The 16,522-nt window shown below is 65.9% G+C and carries 16 protein-coding genes; 1 reads left to right on the top strand and 15 read right to left on the bottom strand.

Annotated features, from left to right (window positions below; all coding sequences use genetic code 11):
* Position 1: 1 nt before the first annotated feature.
* The 5 genes from SL003B_RS04100 to SL003B_RS04080 all read right to left on the bottom strand — a co-directional run bounded on the left by SL003B_RS04100 (position 2) and on the right by SL003B_RS04080 (position 5,026).
* A complete protein-coding gene (locus SL003B_RS04100; protein ID WP_013651555.1) occupies positions 2-1,477 on the bottom strand; it encodes an SLC13 family permease in 1,476 nt (491 codons plus the stop codon).
* Between the two features lie 56 nt (positions 1,478-1,533).
* On the bottom strand, positions 1,534-2,619 hold the full coding sequence (locus tag SL003B_RS04095) for a LacI family DNA-binding transcriptional regulator (RefSeq protein ID WP_013651554.1): 1,086 nt from the start codon (positions 2,617-2,619) through the stop codon (positions 1,534-1,536).
* A gap of 128 nt (positions 2,620-2,747) precedes the next feature.
* Positions 2,748-3,215, bottom strand: a complete 468-nt coding sequence (locus SL003B_RS04090) for an OmpA family protein (RefSeq protein WP_013651553.1) — start codon at positions 3,213-3,215, stop codon at positions 2,748-2,750.
* Positions 3,216-3,301: 86 nt separating this feature from the next.
* Positions 3,302-3,946, bottom strand: a complete 645-nt coding sequence (locus SL003B_RS04085; RefSeq protein ID WP_013651552.1) for a L,D-transpeptidase — start codon at positions 3,944-3,946, stop codon at positions 3,302-3,304.
* 138 nt (positions 3,947-4,084) lie between these two features.
* Positions 4,085-5,026, bottom strand: a complete 942-nt coding sequence (locus SL003B_RS04080) for a DMT family transporter (RefSeq protein WP_013651551.1) — start codon at positions 5,024-5,026, stop codon at positions 4,085-4,087.
* Positions 5,027-5,196: 170 nt separating this feature from the next.
* On the opposite strand from SL003B_RS04080, the gene SL003B_RS04075 reads away from it, so the two are divergent.
* Positions 5,197-5,619, top strand: a complete 423-nt coding sequence (locus SL003B_RS04075; RefSeq protein ID WP_013651550.1) for a methylated-DNA--[protein]-cysteine S-methyltransferase — start codon at positions 5,197-5,199, stop codon at positions 5,617-5,619.
* Here SL003B_RS04075 and SL003B_RS23280 read toward each other — a convergent pair.
* From SL003B_RS23280 to SL003B_RS04020, 10 genes are all read right to left on the bottom strand, one after another.
* Positions 5,586-6,337 (bottom strand): IS5 family transposase gene (locus tag SL003B_RS23280; protein ID WP_148259246.1). Its coding sequence is split into 2 segments (ribosomal slippage): positions 5,586-6,007 and positions 6,007-6,337, totalling 753 coding nucleotides; the frame shifts between segments, so codons are not numbered across the junction. The genes SL003B_RS04075 and SL003B_RS23280 overlap by 34 nt on opposite strands.
* 154 nt (positions 6,338-6,491) lie before the next feature.
* A complete protein-coding gene (locus SL003B_RS04060) occupies positions 6,492-8,426 on the bottom strand; it encodes a methyl-accepting chemotaxis protein (protein WP_013651549.1) in 1,935 nt (644 codons plus the stop codon).
* A gap of 427 nt (positions 8,427-8,853) precedes the next feature.
* Entirely contained in the window at positions 8,854-9,369 is a 516-nt protein-coding gene (locus SL003B_RS04055; protein ID WP_013651548.1) for a MarR family winged helix-turn-helix transcriptional regulator, read from the bottom strand.
* Positions 9,370-9,490: 121 nt separating this feature from the next.
* Positions 9,491-10,078 carry an NAD(P)H-dependent oxidoreductase gene (locus tag SL003B_RS04050; RefSeq protein ID WP_013651547.1) on the bottom strand — a complete coding sequence of 196 codons (588 nt, stop codon included), beginning with the start codon at positions 10,076-10,078 and terminating at the stop codon, positions 9,491-9,493.
* Positions 10,078-10,659, bottom strand: a complete 582-nt coding sequence (locus SL003B_RS04045; protein WP_013651546.1) for an NAD(P)H-dependent oxidoreductase — start codon at positions 10,657-10,659, stop codon at positions 10,078-10,080. Before SL003B_RS04045 ends, SL003B_RS04050 begins: the two co-directional genes overlap by 1 nt.
* Before the next feature lie 103 nt (positions 10,660-10,762).
* Entirely contained in the window at positions 10,763-12,169 is a 1,407-nt protein-coding gene (locus tag SL003B_RS04040) for an FAD-binding oxidoreductase (RefSeq protein WP_013651545.1), read from the bottom strand.
* Positions 12,166-13,515: a cytosine deaminase gene (locus SL003B_RS04035; RefSeq protein ID WP_013651544.1), complete on the bottom strand. Its 1,350-nt coding sequence runs from the start codon at positions 13,513-13,515 to the stop codon at positions 12,166-12,168. Before SL003B_RS04035 ends, SL003B_RS04040 begins: the two co-directional genes overlap by 4 nt.
* Before the next feature lies 1 nt (position 13,516).
* Positions 13,517-14,389 carry an ABC transporter permease gene (locus tag SL003B_RS04030; protein ID WP_013651543.1) on the bottom strand — a complete coding sequence of 291 codons (873 nt, stop codon included), beginning with the start codon at positions 14,387-14,389 and terminating at the stop codon, positions 13,517-13,519.
* Complete coding sequence (locus SL003B_RS04025; protein ID WP_013651542.1) at positions 14,386-15,270, bottom strand: ABC transporter ATP-binding protein; 885 nt, start codon at positions 15,268-15,270, stop codon at positions 14,386-14,388. The genes SL003B_RS04030 and SL003B_RS04025 overlap by 4 nt, the downstream gene beginning before the upstream one ends.
* A gap of 56 nt (positions 15,271-15,326) precedes the next feature.
* The gene (locus tag SL003B_RS04020; protein ID WP_041375818.1) at positions 15,327-16,328 is read right to left on the bottom strand and encodes an ABC transporter substrate-binding protein; all 1,002 of its coding nucleotides are present in this window, start codon (positions 16,326-16,328) and stop codon (positions 15,327-15,329) included.
* Between the last annotated feature and the right edge of the window lie 194 nt (positions 16,329-16,522).

The following is a 16,522-nucleotide window of genomic DNA, read 5'->3' as shown; positions in this document are numbered from 1 at the left end:
GTCAGGGACCGAACACCAGCGGCGCCAACGTCGTGGCAACGACCGCGACCACCGCGATGGCGATCACGTTGAGCAGCATGCCGGCGCGCAGCATCTGCGCGCCGGTGACCGCGCCCGAGCCGAACACAATAGCGTTCGGTGGCGTCGCCACCGGCAGCATGAAGCCGAGCGAGGCGGCCAGCGCAACCGGCAGGGCAAGGCTCAGCGGATCGGCGCCCATCCCCACGGCGGCCGCACCGGCGACCGGCAGGAACACCGCCGCCATCGCCGTGTTGCTTGCCAGTTCGCCCAGATAGACGATGATCGCCATCACCAGCAGGATCATCAGCGCCTCTGGCAGCCGCTCCAGCGCCGACAGCATCGAGCCGATCCACTCGGCGAGGCCGCTGTCGCCAATCGCCCCGGCCAGCGCAAGGCCGCCGCCGAACAGGATCAGAACGTCCCAGCGCAGGGCTTTCAGGTCCGCCCAGCGCAGCAGGAACTCGCCCTTCTTCCAGTCGGCCGGCAGCAGGAACAGCAACACGGCACCGGTCATCGCGATGCCGGCGTCGGTCAGGCCGAGGCCCGGAACGAGGCTGTCGATCAGCGGCCGCGTCAGCCAGCCGAGCGCGACCAGGCTCATGACTGCGGCCACCGTCTTTTCGGGACCGCCCATCGGCGGCAGGACATCCTCGGCGGGCGCTTCGCGTTGGATAATCGCAGCGTCGAGCGCCGGCATCCGGAAGGTGACACGGGTCAGTTGCAGCCAAGCAAGCGGCAGCAGCACCAGCACGACCGGGATGCCGACCAGCATCCAGGTAGCGAAGCCGACGTCGACGCCGTAGGCATCCTTCATGTAGCCGGCGAACAGGGCGTTTGGTGGCGTGCCGATCAGCGTACCCATGCCGCCGATGGTTGCCGCATAGGCGATTGACAGCATCAGAGCCGGGGAAAAGCCGTTCGGCCGGGTCGGGTCGGCGATCCCGCGGTCGACGTAGCGGGCAACGATCGACTGGCCGATCGGCAGCATGACCATCGCCGTGGCCGTGTTGCTGATCCACATCGACAGGAAGGCGGTGATCGCCATCACCCCGCCGATCACCGCGGCCGGCTGCTCGCCGACCAGCCGCACCACGCGCGCGGCCAACCGGCGGTGCAAGTTCCAGCGTTCCAGCGCGCGCGCCAGGATAAAGCCGCCAAGGAACAGGAAGATCAGCGGGTTGGAATAGGACACTGCAGTGGCGTCCAGCGTCCGCGCTCCGAGCAGGGGAAACAGCACCAGCGGCAGGAGGGCGGTGATGGCGAGCGGGACGGCTTCCGTCATCCACCAGACCGCCATCAGCACGCCGACCGCGGCAACCGCCTGCGCCGACGGACCGAGGCCGGCCGGCGCCGGCGTCAGCAGGATGGCCAGGCTCAGGATTGGCCCGGCAATGAGCCCGACCCTGCGGATGCCCGACGGGGCGGCGGTTTCGGAAAAAGCGGCTTGCTCGGACATGGTCTCGATGGCGCTCCCGGACGAGATCGGTAAGGGTTTTCCAGCGGCGTGGAAGTTCAGCGGCTGAGTTCAGGGGCAAGCCGTACGCCCGGCGGCGGCGAACTGTCCCGCACCCGAAGATCCGGCTCGATCAGAATCAGCGTGTCTGGGACCTGCTCGCCGGCGATCTGGCGCAGCAGCGTCCAGGCAGCCAGGCGGCCGATTTCATCCGGGTGATTGCGGACTGTGGTGAGCGCCGGCGTGCGGCTGGCCGCCCCGTCGATGTCGTCATAGCCGGTCACCGCCATGTCCCGGCCGGGCTCGACGCCTCGGCGTCGCAATTCCGGCATCATGCCGAGGGCGATGAGGTCGTTGAAACACATCACCGCGGTCGGCCTGTCGGCATGATCGAGGACCTGCGGCACCACGGCACGTCCGTCGGCCTGGGTCATCAACTCCGGGATGTCGATCTGTCGTTCCGGATCAAGGCCAGCTTCCTCCAGTGCACGCCTCCATCCGCCATGGCGATCGCGCCCGGTCGAGCTTGCCCGCCGGCCGCCGACCATGGCGATCTTCCGGTGCCCCTGCTCTATCAGGTGGCGGGTAACCGTATGGGCGCCCTTGGCATCGTCGCCGCGCACGCAGGGCGCATGAGCGCCTGGCACCTCGCGGCACACCAACGTCACCGGAATACCCTGCTCGACCAATCGGTTGATCTCCTCCGCCGAGGTGCCGACCGATGGGCACAGGATCAGGCCATCGGCGCGATGCTGTAGCAGCATGTCGATGAAGGCGCGCTGGCGGGCGACGTCGTCGCGGTGATTGCAGATGAACACCATCTGCCCCTCCGCCTCGAGGACATCCTCGAGCGCGGAGAAGATCTCGGCAAAATAGGGGTTGAGGATGTCATGCACCGCGACGCCGACGATCTGTGTGCGCGCGGTGCGCAGCGAGGCAGCTGACCGGTTGTAGATGTATCCGATCCGGTGCGCGGTTTCCTTTACCCTCCGGCGCGTATCCTCGGCCACCAGCGGCGAATCGCGAAGGGCCAGCGATACGGTAGCCGTGGATATGCCGAGTTGCTCGGCAATATCGCCGAGCGTCAGACGGCGCGTCCGCGCCTCGTCCCCGCCCGGCTCCCCTGCACCGCGTCGTGCGCTCATCGGCGCGCCTTGGATCGGTGCTCGGCAGGCGTGCAGGTCGACATCGCGGCGGTCCGGAACAGAAGGCGGGTTCGGCCGTCAGTCTGCCCGGAAGCTCTCGCCCATGCAACAGCCCTACATGCAAAGCCCTAGCGGCGGGCGGCCTCGTCGAACTCTTCGCGCAGGTTGACGACGACGCGCCGGTTCTGCACGTGGCAGGTCAGTTCGTCGCAGTCGGTCACCGGCCGTTCGATCCCGTAACCCTTGATCCACATCCGCTTGCCGTCGACGCCGAGGGCGACCAGCGCATCCCGCACGGCCTCGGCCCGCTTCGTCGACAGCGCCTTGTTGGCCGCCTCGCTGCCGGGATCGTCGGCATGGCCCTGGATCTTGACCAGCCAGCGCGGGTTCGCCCTGAGCCAAGCGGCCTGCTTGTCGATGGTCATGCGTGCGGTTTCGGTCAGCTCGGCCGAGCCCCTGTCGAAGAAGATCCGCCGACCGACGTTGATCATGAACTCCTCTTCAGAGCCCGGCCTGATGTCGACGAATCCCGCCGCCGCCGCATTGGTCACGTCCGGGGTCGTCAGCGTGTCGACGCTGCTGCATCCCGCAAGCATAAGCAGAGTCGCCGCCGCTGTTAGGCCGGCGCGGCGGACAAATGTCTTCGAAACCAAAACTCAGCCCCCTCGTGGTCTAGGCGCCGTCAGCCCGGATCGGCGCCGAGATGCTCCAGCACGAGCACCCGGGTGCCCTGCGGGCAGCGCTGGTAGAGATCGATGACGTCCTCCGGAAACATGCGGACGCATCCGCTCGATACGTTCCTCCCGATGCTCCACGGCTCCAGCGTGCCGTGCAGTCGGTAGCCGAGATCCTGGCCGTCGCGGTACAGATAGAGCGCCCGGGGGCCGAGCGGATTGTTCTCGGCGCCCCCCTCGACCATACGCGGCAGGTCGGGTTGGCGTTGGAGCATCTCCGGCGGCGGCACCCAGCGCGGCCACAGCGCCTTGCGGTCGATGCGTGCGCGGCCGAACCACTGGAAACCCTCGCGGCCGACGCCGACGCCGTAACGCAGGGCCGTGTTGTTCTCGAACACGACATAGAGAAAATGGTTGCGGGTATCGACCACCACCGATCCCGGCGGCTCCGGGCTGAAATACTTGACCATCTGGCGGTGCCAGACCGGGTCGATCCGCTTGAAGTTGGTCAGCCGGTAGCGAAAGCCATTGTCCTGCGCATAGCCGGCGAAATAGGCATTGGCGGCGGTGTTGGCGAAGGCCGACCCGCCCATGGCGAGACCGGCGCCAATTGCAGCGCCTCCGGCAAGCAAATCGCGTCGTGTGATCGGCATGACGGCCCTCCTGTCCCTGGATCCGTGCAACCGCTCCCGCCCCTCCGGGCGCGCCGTGGCGCAATCCGCAGCCGGGACAAGAGCCGACCCTTCGTATTTGTGCCGAAGTGTTCCGTTCCGTCAACCGTGGCACCGGCGTCAATGTCGTTTGACGATCCGCTCGCGGTAGAGGATGTAGAGACCCGAGGCGATCACAACGGCCGAGCCGACGAGGGTCCACGGACCCGGAACGTCGCCGAACACCAGAAAGCCGAGGCCGACCATCCAGACGATCTGCAGGTAGGTGAAGGGTGCCAGCAGCGGCGCCGGCGCCAGCCGATGGGCGATGATGAAGATCCAGTGGCCGAACCCGCCATAGAGCCCGGTCGACAGCAGCAGCAGCCAGTGGAACCCGCTCGCGGGCGTTTCCCAGAGGGAGAGCCCGGCCGGCGTCATCGCGACGGTCGGCACGGCCGCCGAGATGATCAGCATGCCGATGGTCGAATTGCTGCCCGCGAGCATGCGCGTGAACAGGGCGTAGAAGGCATAGCAGATCATCGCGCCGATCGAGTAGATCGCTGCCCAGTGCATGCCGCCCAGGCCCGGGCGTGCGATGATCAGGACTCCGATGAAGCCCACGATGATCGCGATCCAGCGCCGCAGGCCCGCCCATTCGCCCAGCAACGGGCCGGCAAGCGCCGTGACGACGAACGGGCCCGCGAACATGATCGACATGGTCTCGGCAAGCTGCAGGTACTGGACAGCAAGGAAATTGAAGAAGGTCGAGCCAAGAAGGGCGAGGCCGCGGACGAACTGCAGGCCCGGCCGATCGGTCCGGAAGATCTCCGGCGCGCGCCAGACACGGAACACGACGACAGCGAAGACCAGATGGGTCAGGAAGCGGACCCAAACCACCTGCAGCGGCGGCAGGTCGACGACCAGGTATTTCGCCGTCGCGTCCAGGCAGGAGAAGCACAGGCAGGCGAGCACGATGAGCACGATGCCCATGACCGGCGTCCTGGGCGTCTCGGCCGGGACGGCTGCCCGCGCCGCATCACCCGCGTCGACGGCCGGAGCCGCGACCTCGTCCCTGTTGTTCATGAGCATCGTCCAGAAAGGATTGCGGCGTAGCAGGCAGCCGCGATCATCGCCCGAAGCGTAAGCCTTCGCGGCATGACCCGAAAGGCCGGATTGCCGGCAAGCGGTACGGCGCGGACACGACGCGGCCGGATGGTCTACCATGCCCCCGAACGAGAACCGAAAGGGACCCCATGCCGACAGCTTCAATCGACACGCCGGTGGGGCGACTTTTCGTCACCGAGGAAGACGGCGCAATCGTGCGCCTGTCATGGCAGGCGAAGGCGAAAGGCGACGTGACACAAGTGCTCGCCGAGGCATTGCGCCAGATCGGCGCCTATTTCGCCGGCGAGCTCAAACGGTTCGACCTGCCCCTGGCGCCGGCGGGGCCGGAACTGCACCAGCAGGTGTTCAAGGCGATGCTGGCGATCCCCTACGGCGAGACCCGGACCTATGGCGAGATCGCACGGGAACTCGGCACCTATGGTCAGCCTGTCGGTCAGGCCTGCGGAGCCAATCCGATTCCCGTCGTCATCCCCTGCCACAGGGTGCTGTCGGCGGATGGCCTAAGGTCTGTTGAGATTCATCGGGAGTTTATCACGGCGGCTGCGAGATGAATGATGGCGATAAAGCTTGTGTCGGTTTTGTCAGCGCGCATGGCGATGCGTTTGAACTCCTTGAGCTTGCAGAAGAAATTCTCGATGAGGTGACGCCATTTGTACATCTCGGTATCGAGCGGCAGCGGCTTGGCGCGGCGCGGATGCTGGGAGATGACGACCTTGGCGCCGCGCTCGTCGAGGTCGGCGATGATGGCATTGCTGTCGAAAGCCTTGTCGGCGATCAGCGCGTCGAAAGAGAGGCCTTCGATGAGCGGCGGCACGCCGACCGTGTCGAAGCGATGGCCGGGCAGCAGGACGAAGCGCACGAGATTGCCGAGGGCATCGGTGAGCGCGAGGATCTTGGTGGTCATGCCGCCCTTGGAGCGGCCTATGGCCTGGCTCTGAGTCCCCCTTTTGCGCCCTGGCCATGGCGGTGGACCTTGACGATGGTGGCATCGACCATGGCGTATTCCATGTCCGGCTCCTCCGAGCAGGCCTCGAAAAGCCGCACGAAAACATCGGCTTTGACCCAATCTCGGTATCGCTTGAAGACGGTGTTCCAGTTGCCGAAGAAAGCCGGCAGATCACGCCACGGACTTCCCGTCCGCACAATCCACAGAACCGCTTCGACGAAGCGCCGGTTGTCGCTGCCGCTGCGTCCGGGGTCCGTCGGCTTGCCCAGACAATGCGGTTCCATTTTCGCCCACTGGGCGTCAGTCAGTACGAATCGTTCCATCCAAAGCTTGAAGCACGATCAAGCCCAAAGTGGAATCCTGAATCTCAACAGACCTTAGGCGGCTATTCCGGCACCGGTGGCCTCGACACCAAGATCGCGCTGCTGAAGCTCGAGGGCGGCTATCCGTTCCTGCTGTGACAAGCGCGCACGCCGCTCAGGCCGCGGCAACGCCGGCGAGGAACTTCTCGATCTCCGACCGGAAGCGTCGCGTGGTGTCGAACGCCATGCCCGTCGCCTCCAGCACCGAGGACGCCGAGCGGTTGGTCTCGACCACGGCCTTGTCGAGCACGCCTATGTTGGCGACGACCGTCTCGCTGCGCTGCGCCGCACTCTGGATGTTGGCGCTGATCTCGTTGGTCGCCGCGCCCTGCTCGGTGACGGAGGCGGCGATCGCTCCGGTGTACTCGTTGACCTCGGCCATGGTCGCGGCAATGGCCCGGATCGCTGCCGCGGCATCGTCGGTGGAACCCTGGATGGCGGCGATCTGGCTGGAGATCTCCTCGGTCGCCTTGGAGGTCTGGTTGGCCAGTTCCTTCACTTCCGCGGCGACGACCGCGAAGCCGCGGCCGGCCTCGCCGGCGCGCGCCGCCTCGATCGTGGCGTTCAGGGCCAGAAGGTTGGTCTGCTCGGCAATCGCCCGGATCAGGACCACGATCTCGCCGATCTTGCTGGCCGCCGACGCCAGACCGGCAACCTTCTCGTTGGTCTCCCGGGCACCGCTCGTCGCCTTCTCGACGATGCTGGTGGTACGCGTCACCTGCTGCGAGATCTCCTCGATCGACGAGGCCAGTTCCTCCGCCGCACCGGCCACCGACTGTACGTTGCTGGACGCTTCTCGGGAGGCGCCGCCGGCTTCCCTGGCCTGGTCGGCACTGGTCTTCGCGACGCTCTCCAGGCCGCGGGCAGTCTCCTCCAGGCTGGCATTGGCGCTGTCGACGGATGCCAGCAGATCCTGTGCCGTGGCCTGGAACGCCGCGATCATGGCCTCGACGCGCCGCTGCCGCTCCTCGCGGGCAAGCCGGTCGCCCTGCTGCTGGCGCTCCAGCCGGCCCTGTTCCTCTCGGTTGTCGCGGCACACGACCACGGCGCGCGCAATGTCGCCGATCTCGTCCGGCCTGCCCGTGCCCTTGACCTCGAAGGCGGTGTTGCCCTGGGCGAGGTCGGCGATCTGCGCCGTGACCCTGCGCAAGGGCGAGAAGATGCAGCGGTTGGCGTAGAACAGCGTGCCGCCGGCAAGCGCCAGCAGGAGCAGCCCGATGCCGATGCCGACCGACCGGGCCGAGGCGGCGATCGACAGATAGGCCGTCCGGTCGACCGCGATCAGCGCCACGACAATGGGAGTGCCAGAATAGTCGCCGATCTGCAGCTGGTCGACGAAATACCGGCCGGAGGCGGCTTCCGCCCCGCCGGCGGCGGTCACCGCCAGCAGGCCGACCGGATCCATGTCCTGCGGCAGCCGGCTGCCGATCACCTCGTAGCCCTTGTCCGTGTTGCGCAGGATTGCGACCGGATAGCCGGTCTTGGCAGTAAAGTTCTCGACGAACTGATCGTGGAAGTTGAGACCGAACTCGACGGATCCGACATGAGTTCCGTCGTGCAGGATCGGCACCACGCCGCGGTTGCCAATGCCCGCGACCCCGCTTTCCAGTCCCGAGATCGGCGCAACCTTGCGGTTCGTCTCCACCACCGTCTGGCGGAACGAGGACAGGTCGTCGCCGAACTGCTCCGGCTTGTGCACGCGCAGGAGCGTAGTCGCCGGCGGCAGGTGGAACTGGAACTGCTGGATGCCGTCCTGCTTCATTGCCGGGAAGGTCGGCAGGAACTCTGCCGCCAGGCCGTCACGATCCTGGGCGGCGACCTTCGACTGGACGCCGGCCTGGCCGGCGACGACCTTGGCAAGCATCAGCGCCTGGCGGCTTTCCGCCTCGACCTGCGCCATCAGCTGCTGCTTTGCCGCGCTCACCTCGCGGGCGAGCGCCATGGCGGTCAGGTCGCGCGACAGCCACTGTGCGATGCCGACGGACGCCGCCGCGCCGACGACGGCAAGGCCGAAGATGACGAGCAGAAGTCTGGCACGCATGGTCTTCATCGGGATCTCCAGAACGACGGACGGGCAACGGTCCTTTCGCTCGACCGGCAATGCCGCCCCGTTTCAAGGGAGAGAATGAAGAAACAGGCTTTCCAAATCCTTAAACACGCTGCACGGCAAATAATACACGCTCAGTACATATATCAACCGACGAATATCGCCTAATCATAGCCCATTTTTTCAGCAGAACCCTGGAAATCAATTAGCTCCTGACACCCTGGACTTGGACAAATACCCTCGCCACAGGTTCGGCATCCGCTGCAGCAAGCCGGGTCAGCGTCCCCACAAACCGCGGACGCTCCTCTTGTCCGCTACAAGCTGGCATAAGCGGGAACGCCACGCCGATCATCGCCGCTGGTGAGAAAACAGCCGCACCGGTCCGCCATGAGGTGAATCTCCCCACGCGCGCTTTAGACAGCAGCCGCCGTCACGCCTCCAACGCGACCGGCTCGGTCGTGGCTTCCGCCGCAGCGGCGATATCGTCCTCGCCGTCCGAATCCGGCTCGTCGAGCGCGGCGAGCGACAGGTTGCGCTCGACGTGGCGTAGCAGCTTGCGGAGCTTCTTGCGGTCCTTGTCGTCGAGGCCGGCCATGGCGTCCTTCTCCAGCCGTTTCCAGGCCTTGTCGACGGCACCGATGCGCCCCCGCCCTTCCTCGGTCAGGAACACCCGCGCCAGGCGCCCATCGCTCTCCGACACCTGGCGGCTGACCAGCCCCTGCGCCGACAGGCGGGTCACCATCTTGGTCACGGTCGGCGGCTGGACGCCGAGCGCCAGGGCCAACTGGCTCATCGTCCGCCCGTCCGCGTCGGCCAGTACCTTGAGCACCAGTTCCTGGCCCGGATGCAGACCGATGCGCATCAGATGGCCGCCCGAGCGCGCCCGCTGCGCCTTGGCCGCCTGCAGCAGACGATAGGTCACGCTTTTCTTGTAGTTGAACACCATGGCGGGATTCCTCCGACAGGTTCGCTCGATCCGGACGGCGCCATCGCAGCACCGCGATTCGCCGGAACCGTAGACGGCTTGCTTAACCGTCGAATGACGATGCACCATCCGGCGTACAATTTCAGAACCGTTTCAACCTGCGCGTCACCATGGCAAGATAACAGGATCTGCTCTCCGAGGTCGAACTGTCCATCTTGTAGTGCGCAAGATAGAGCGTCCTGCAGCGCGGCGCGCACAGGGCACGCATGCCACGCAGGAGCGTCCTGCGCCCCGGCTCGCCGATCAGTTTCGACACCCACCAGCTCGCTCCGCAGGTGGTCACGACGGCAATCTTGCGGATGTGCTGCATGCGCGGACGCATGCCGCTCGCCTCGGTCGGCATCTCGAAGGTGACATGCGGCACCCAAACCCGATCGAGCCAGCCCTTCAGCATTGCCGGCAGGCCGAACCACCAGGTCGGATAGACGAACACCAGCATCTCGCACCACAGGATGTTCTCGACATGTGTCCTGACCGGCTCGACGTTGCTGCCATGGTCATGGTAGCCGCGCCGCTCCTCGGCGTTCATCGCCGGCTGGAAGCCTTCGGCATAGAGGTCGACCAGGCGGATTTCGTGGCCAGCAGCCTCCAGGCTCGCCAGGACGGTCCTGAGTACGGCCGCGTTGAAGCTTTCCGCGCAGGGATGGCAATAGACGACCAGCGCGCGCATCAGAACCGCTCCATCGCCTTTCCGACCCTGCCGAGGAAGGCGGCGCGGTCGTCGTCTGTGGCACGGTTCATGTCGTAGAGTGCCATGTAGGACAGCGGCGCGGCCGGCTTGATGACCGCGCGCAGCACCCGTGTCGCGATCTTGCGCGGCGGATCGCCGACCAGGAAGGCGCGCAGGCGGGTGCCGCCGTAGGTGGTGACCACGGTCAGCTTGCGGATGTTGTGCAGGCTGGGCGCGACCTTGCCATTCTTCATCTTGAACGACACGCCGGGCAGGAAAACCCGATCAAAGAAGCCCTTTAGGATCGCCGGCAGACCGAAGTTCCACACCGGGTGCACCAGCACCAGGGCCTCGGCGGCGAGCAGCCGGTCGACGTAGGAGGCGACGTTCGCCCGGTTGATGTCGAGGTCATGGTAGGCCAGCCGCTCCTCGCGGGTCAGCCGCGGATCGAAGCCTTCGGCATAGAGGTCGCAGTCGTCGACCTCGTGCCCCGCCGACCTCAGTCCGTCGAGGACCCGCTGGTGCAAGGCGGCGGCGAAACTCGTCTCGACCGGGTGGGCGAAAAGAACCAGAACGCGCATGGAAAACATCTCCGGCATGCGGGCATGCGGAAGGGACGGCCCGAAGGATTCGCGGGTGCAATCCCTTCGGGCGGCCTGGCCGGCGCCCCCGATGTGTCAAATGTCAGGCCCGTTTCAGGCCCGGGAACAGAAACAGCTTGTCGCTCGAATAGTCGTAGTTCGGATCCTCCCAGGCGATCATCTTGCCCGGGTTGAGCAGGCCCTTCGGATCCGCCTCGCGCTTGAAGGCGAGCTGGACGTCGTCGGTCTGCTTCATGCCGCCCTCTTCCAGCGTATAGCGGTGCGGATTGAAGATCGGACAGCCGTTCTCCTCGTGCAGCCGCATGATCTCGTTCAGCCGTTCCTCGGTGGTGTAGCGCACGACCGGCAGGCCGAAGCAGGTGATCTTGCCGTCGAAGCGCACGAACTCCAGATGGGCCGGCACCTCGTCGCCGAGCAGGTCGGTCATGATCCGCACCTTCTCGACATGGTTCGGGAACGGATACAGCACCTGCAGGTAGGTAATCGCCGGATCGACCCTGAGGCCGCGCAGCGTCGTGTGGTTCCACGCCAGTTCGTAGACCGGCGGCAGGCCCTTCTTAGCGTCCTCGTCGACCGTATCCGAGCGGTACAGGATCGAGGCCTTCGGCTGACGGCCGACGAAGGCCGCGAACGCGTCCATGGCGAAGGGGGCCACCATGCACACCACCACCGACTGGTCCTTGCGGATGTATTTCTGGTGGCGCAGGAAATAGTCGTGCGGCAGCGGCGCGGAGATCGGCGCCAGTTCCTTCAGCAGCAGGCCGTCCTGGTTGCCGACGGCATCGGCGAAACGCACGCCGTCCATGAAGGCATCGAAGCCGACGACGACGTCGACCCAGTCGTAGGCGGCGGTCAACGGCATCTCCACTTCGGTGATGACCCCGTTGGTGCCGTAGGCATGCATGACCTTGTGCAGGTCCTCGCCGGTCATCTCCAGGACGCGCGGCTCCGCCTCCAGCGTCAGCACCCTGAGCCGGATGACGTTGCCGAGATCGCGCAGCCCGCCCCAGTTGATCGAGCCGATGCCGCCCGAGCCGCCGGCGATGAAGCCGCCGATCGTCGCGGTCCGGTAGGTCGAGGGATGCAGGCGCAGTTCCTGGCCCGAGTGGGCCCGGGTCTCCTCGTCGATTTTGGAGATGATCGCGCCCGCCTCGGCGACCACGACTCCCGGCCGGATCTCCTTGACCTTGTTGAGTTCGGCAAGGTTCAAGATGACGCCGCCCGACAGCGGCATGGCCTGGCCGTAGTTGCCGGTGCCGGCGCCGCGCACGGTGACCGGCACGTCGTGGGCGTAGCAGGACTTGAGGACGCGGATCACCTCGGCCTCGGACTTCGGCGTGACCACGAGGTCGCCGGTAACATGGTCGAGTTGCTGCTTGAGAACCGGCGAGTACCAGAAGAAATCTCGGCTCTTCTGTTTGACGATCTGCGGATTGTCCTCGATCTGCAGGCCGGACAGATCGGCCTTGAGGCTGTCGAGCGCGCTCATTGTGCTGCTCCTTGTGCTGCGGAAGACGCAAGAACCATGATGTCGTCGAGTTCCCGGTAGTCGGGCAGGATGCGGTCGATCGCGCACCCGGCGCGCAACACCTCGCGAGGACCGTGCGGACGTGACAACGTCTCGCTCCAGGTGCGCGTCCGGAACAGGATCAGGTCGGCGGGTGCCCCCTCCGCCAGCCGGCCGTGGCCGGGCTGGCGCAGCATCGCTGCCGGAGCGGTCGTCACCGTCCGGATCCAGTCCGCGATCGGATGATCAAAATGCAGGATCCGCGTCGCCTGCGCATAGACCTCGATCAAATCGAGATCGCCATAGGCATAGAACGGATCACGCGTGTTGTCGGAGGCGACTGCGACCGGGATGCCGCGCGCCTTCATCTCGTGCAGCAGGGTCACGCCGCGCCAGCGCGGCGTACGCCCCGCGACACGGTCCTGCAGGTACATGTTGCACATCGGCAGCGAGACGACGCCGATCCCGGCCTCAGCCACCAGATCGAGCGTGCGGTCGGCCTCCTCGGCGCCCTGGTTGGCGAGCGAGCAGCAGTGACCGCAGACGATCCGGCCCTCGAAGCGGTTGCGGATCGCGGCCTCGGCGATGCGGCGCAGGGTGACGGCGGCCGGATCGGCGGTCTCGTCGACATGGAAGTCGAGGTCGAGACCGCGCGCCATCGCCGCCTGAAAGACCGCGTCAAGATGCGCGTCGATGCCAGGAATCATGTAGGTGACGGCACCGAGAATGCCGCCGGCCTCCCGGACCCGGTCCGCGATGCGCGCGAGGAAATCACCATCGAGGTCGAGCCGGTCGATGCCGAACAGGCAGGAGCCCTGAAGCTCGATCCTGCCCCGCCATTCGGCGCGAATCTCCTTGAAAACCGGCCAGGAGATCTCATCCTGCGGCGGCAGGCTGTCGATATGGGTCCGGATCAGCGACGTGCCGTGGGCATGGGCGCAGCGCAGGCCGAATTCCATGCGGCGGCGCACGTCCGCGGCGGTCCAGTTGGCCGCCCGGTCCTCGCCGACGGCGGCGAGCGCCCCCATGAACGTGCCGTCCGGATTGGCCTTGCGCGGCGCGATGTGCCCCTTGTCGAGGTGCGTGTGCATGTCGACAAGGGTCGGCAGCACCATGCCGGCATCGAGATCGAACACCGCCGGCCCGTCCCCCGCGAGGGTCCCGGCCGGCGCGATGCGTCTCAACCGCCCGCCGCAAATCTCCAGATCGACCGCAATCAGCGCCGCCGCCGCGCCGCCGCCGAGCGGCGCGGGCAGCAGGCAGGATGGAACCGAGGCGTTGGCGAGAACGCCCTCGCCCGCGAGCGGGCGCGTCAGGACTGCGCCCATCTCAGTTCTCCCGCTTCAGGGCACTCTCGTGCCAGCGGCGCAGCAGCAGATGCGAGATGAGGCTGGTGACGAAGAAGATCACCACGCCGGTCACCGACAGCAGGATTAGCGCTGCGAACAATCGGGGAATGTTGAGACGAAATTGGGATTCCAGCAACCGGTAGGCCAAGCCCGACTGGGCGCCCGCCGAGCCGGCGGCGAACTCCGCCACGACAGCCGCGATCAGCGCCAGGCCGCCGGCAATCCGCAATCCGGCCAAGAAATAGGGCAACGCGTTGGGGATCTTCAGCAGCATCAGCGTCTGCCAGCGGCTGGCGCCGTAGAGCTCGAACAGGTTGAGCAGATTGTGATCGGTCGACTTCAGCCCCTGCGTGGTGTTCGACAGGATCGGGAAGAAGGCGACGATCCAGGCGCAGATCAGCAGCGCCGCCTGGGTGGTCGGCGCATAGATCAGGATCAGCGGCGCAATGGCGACGATGGGCGTCACCTGCAGGATGACGGCATAGGGATAGAGCGCCAGTTCGATCCAGCGCGACTGCGCCATCAGGATCGCGATGCCGACGCCGCCGACAAGGGCGATCCCGAGCGCCGTCAAGGTGATCTTGAGCGTGATCAGCAGGGCGCCGGACAGCGTGCCCCAGTCGTCGATCAGCGACTGCAGCACCCGGGACGGGCTTGGCAGGATGTAGTGGGGCACGTCGTAGGCGCTGACGTACCAGGCCCACACCACGATCAGCAGGGCGAGCATCGTCAGCGGCACCGCGATCTTCAGCAGCCGCTCGCCGAGTCCCTCGGCCCGCGGTGCGATCGGTGCCGGTTCGTCCAGTTTGGCCGGCGTCACGTCGACGCCCTTTTCAGTGTCGAGCGCTGTCATAGGTGGTCATTCACGTCCATGGCTGCATGCAGCGCGGCGGACGCCTCCCGGCAGAAGTCGTTGTAGACGGACGAGGTGCGGAACTCTTCCTCGCGCGGATAGGGCGCGTCGACGGCCATGTCGTTGACGACCCGGCCCGGGCGCGCGGCCATGACCACGATCCGGTTGGACAGGTAGACGCTCTCGAACACCGAATGGGTAACGAAGATCACGGTCCAGCCGAATTTCTCCCACAGGTGCAGCAGGTCGTTGTTCAGCTTGAAACGGGTGATCTCGTCCAGCGCAGCGAAGGGCTCGTCCATCAGCAGCAGCTTCGGCCGGGTCACCAGCGCCCGGGCGATCGACACGCGCATCTTCATCCCGCCGGACAGTTCGCGCGGATAGGCGTCGGCGAACTTGTCCAGGCCGACCATCTGCAACGCAGCGAGCACCTCGTCGCGGGCGGCAGCTTTCGACACGCCCTTCAGCCGCAGCGGCAGCCAGACGTTGCCGAACACCGTCGCCCAAGGCATCAGGGTCGGTTCCTGGAACACGAAGCTGATCTCGGGATGGGCCTTGCCGGAGGCGTCGTGACCGGAGGTCGGCCAGTCGATCGATCCGGCCGACGGATCCCCGAGGCCGGCGATGATGCGCAGCACGGTCGACTTGCCGCAGCCGGACGGGCCGAGCAGGCTGATGAATTCCCCCTGGCGCACGTCGAGCGTCATGTCCTGAAGCGCGACGGTGCCGTTGGAGAAGATCTTGGAAACGCCCTCGAGCCGGACAAGCGGACGGCCGGAACGCGCCGACGGCGTCACGGCCGGCCCCTGGGCCGGGCCGGGCACGGAATTGGTTGGACTCGACACCCTGAAGTCTGCCTTTTTCTGGTCGCAGGAACGCACGGCACAGCCCTCGGAGCCGGCAACAAGTCCGGCTCCGAGGGGGCAAGCCGGACGACTTACTTCTTCAGGTTCATCCCGACGCCCTTGCAGACGAACTCGGTGGTGTAGACCTTGGTGATGTCGATGCCTTCCTTGACGACGCCGGCCTTGACCATCGCGTCATAGAAGGCGCTCTGCTTCTCGTCGGTCATGCAGCCGATGCCCTTTTCCAGGGCCTCGCCCGATTCGACCAGACCGAACGACTTCATCGTCTCGATCGAGAACGCGATCTGGTCGTCGGTCATTTCGGGGTTGTCTTTCTTGATCAGCTCGTTGGCGGCCGCGTTATCGCCATAGAGATAAGTGTACCAGCCCTCGATGGTGGCATCGACGAAGCGCTGGGTCAGGTCCTTGTTGGCCTCGACGAAATCCTTGCGACCCTCGATCATGGTCGAATAGGTCTCGAAGCCGGCGTCGGCGAGCAGGAACAGCTTCGGCTTGATACCGCCTTCCTTCTCGATGGCGAAGGGCTCGGAGGTGATGTAGCCCTGCTGCGCGGACTGCTTGTCGGCGAGGAATGGACCCGGGTTGAAGGTATAGGGCTTGTACTGCTCGTCGCGGAAGCCCTCGTAGGCCGACTTCATCCACTGGAAATAGGAGGCAAAGCCATCCTTGCCCATGAAGATCGTCGGCAGTTTGGCGAGGTCTTCGAACTTTTCCAGGCCCTGGTCCGGATGCGCAATCAGCACCTGCGGATCCTTCTGGAAGATCGCTGCTACCTCGATGACCGGGATGTCCTCGGCCAGTGCATTGAGCGGCTGCAGCATGTTGCCGGCCATGTAGAACTGGATCTTGCCGGCGAGCAGTAGGGCGCGGTTGGCCGCCTGCGGACCGCCCTGCACGATCTCAACCTTCAGGCCGTACTTCTCGTAGGTGCCGTCGGCGACGGCCTGATAGTAGCCGCCGTGCTCAGCCTGGGCGAGCCAGTTGGTGCCGAACTTCACTTCGTCCAGAGCCTGAGCGCTGGTCGAAGCGGCGAGCGCCGCGGCGAGGATGCCAAGGGTGGAAAGGATACGCATGTTGTCTTCCGCCTCCATATGCTTTTTCAAAGCTCTGCCGCTGTGCCTCCTCAGGCCCTGGGAGCGGTTCAGGCAATCACGCCAGATCGTTTTTGCAAGCCATGTGCCAGACGCCCCGGCAGGACTACCCGCCCGGCCGGTAGTCACGCGACCCGCCCCGATTCGCCTTCGCGATCGCATCCGCACCGCCTGGA

Source organism: Polymorphum gilvum SL003B-26A1, assembly GCF_000192745.1.
GTDB classification, from domain to species: Bacteria; Pseudomonadota; Alphaproteobacteria; order Rhizobiales; family Stappiaceae; genus Polymorphum; species Polymorphum gilvum.
Note: the sequence above shows the minus strand (reverse complement) of the source record. Positions and strands in the feature narration are given on the sequence as shown.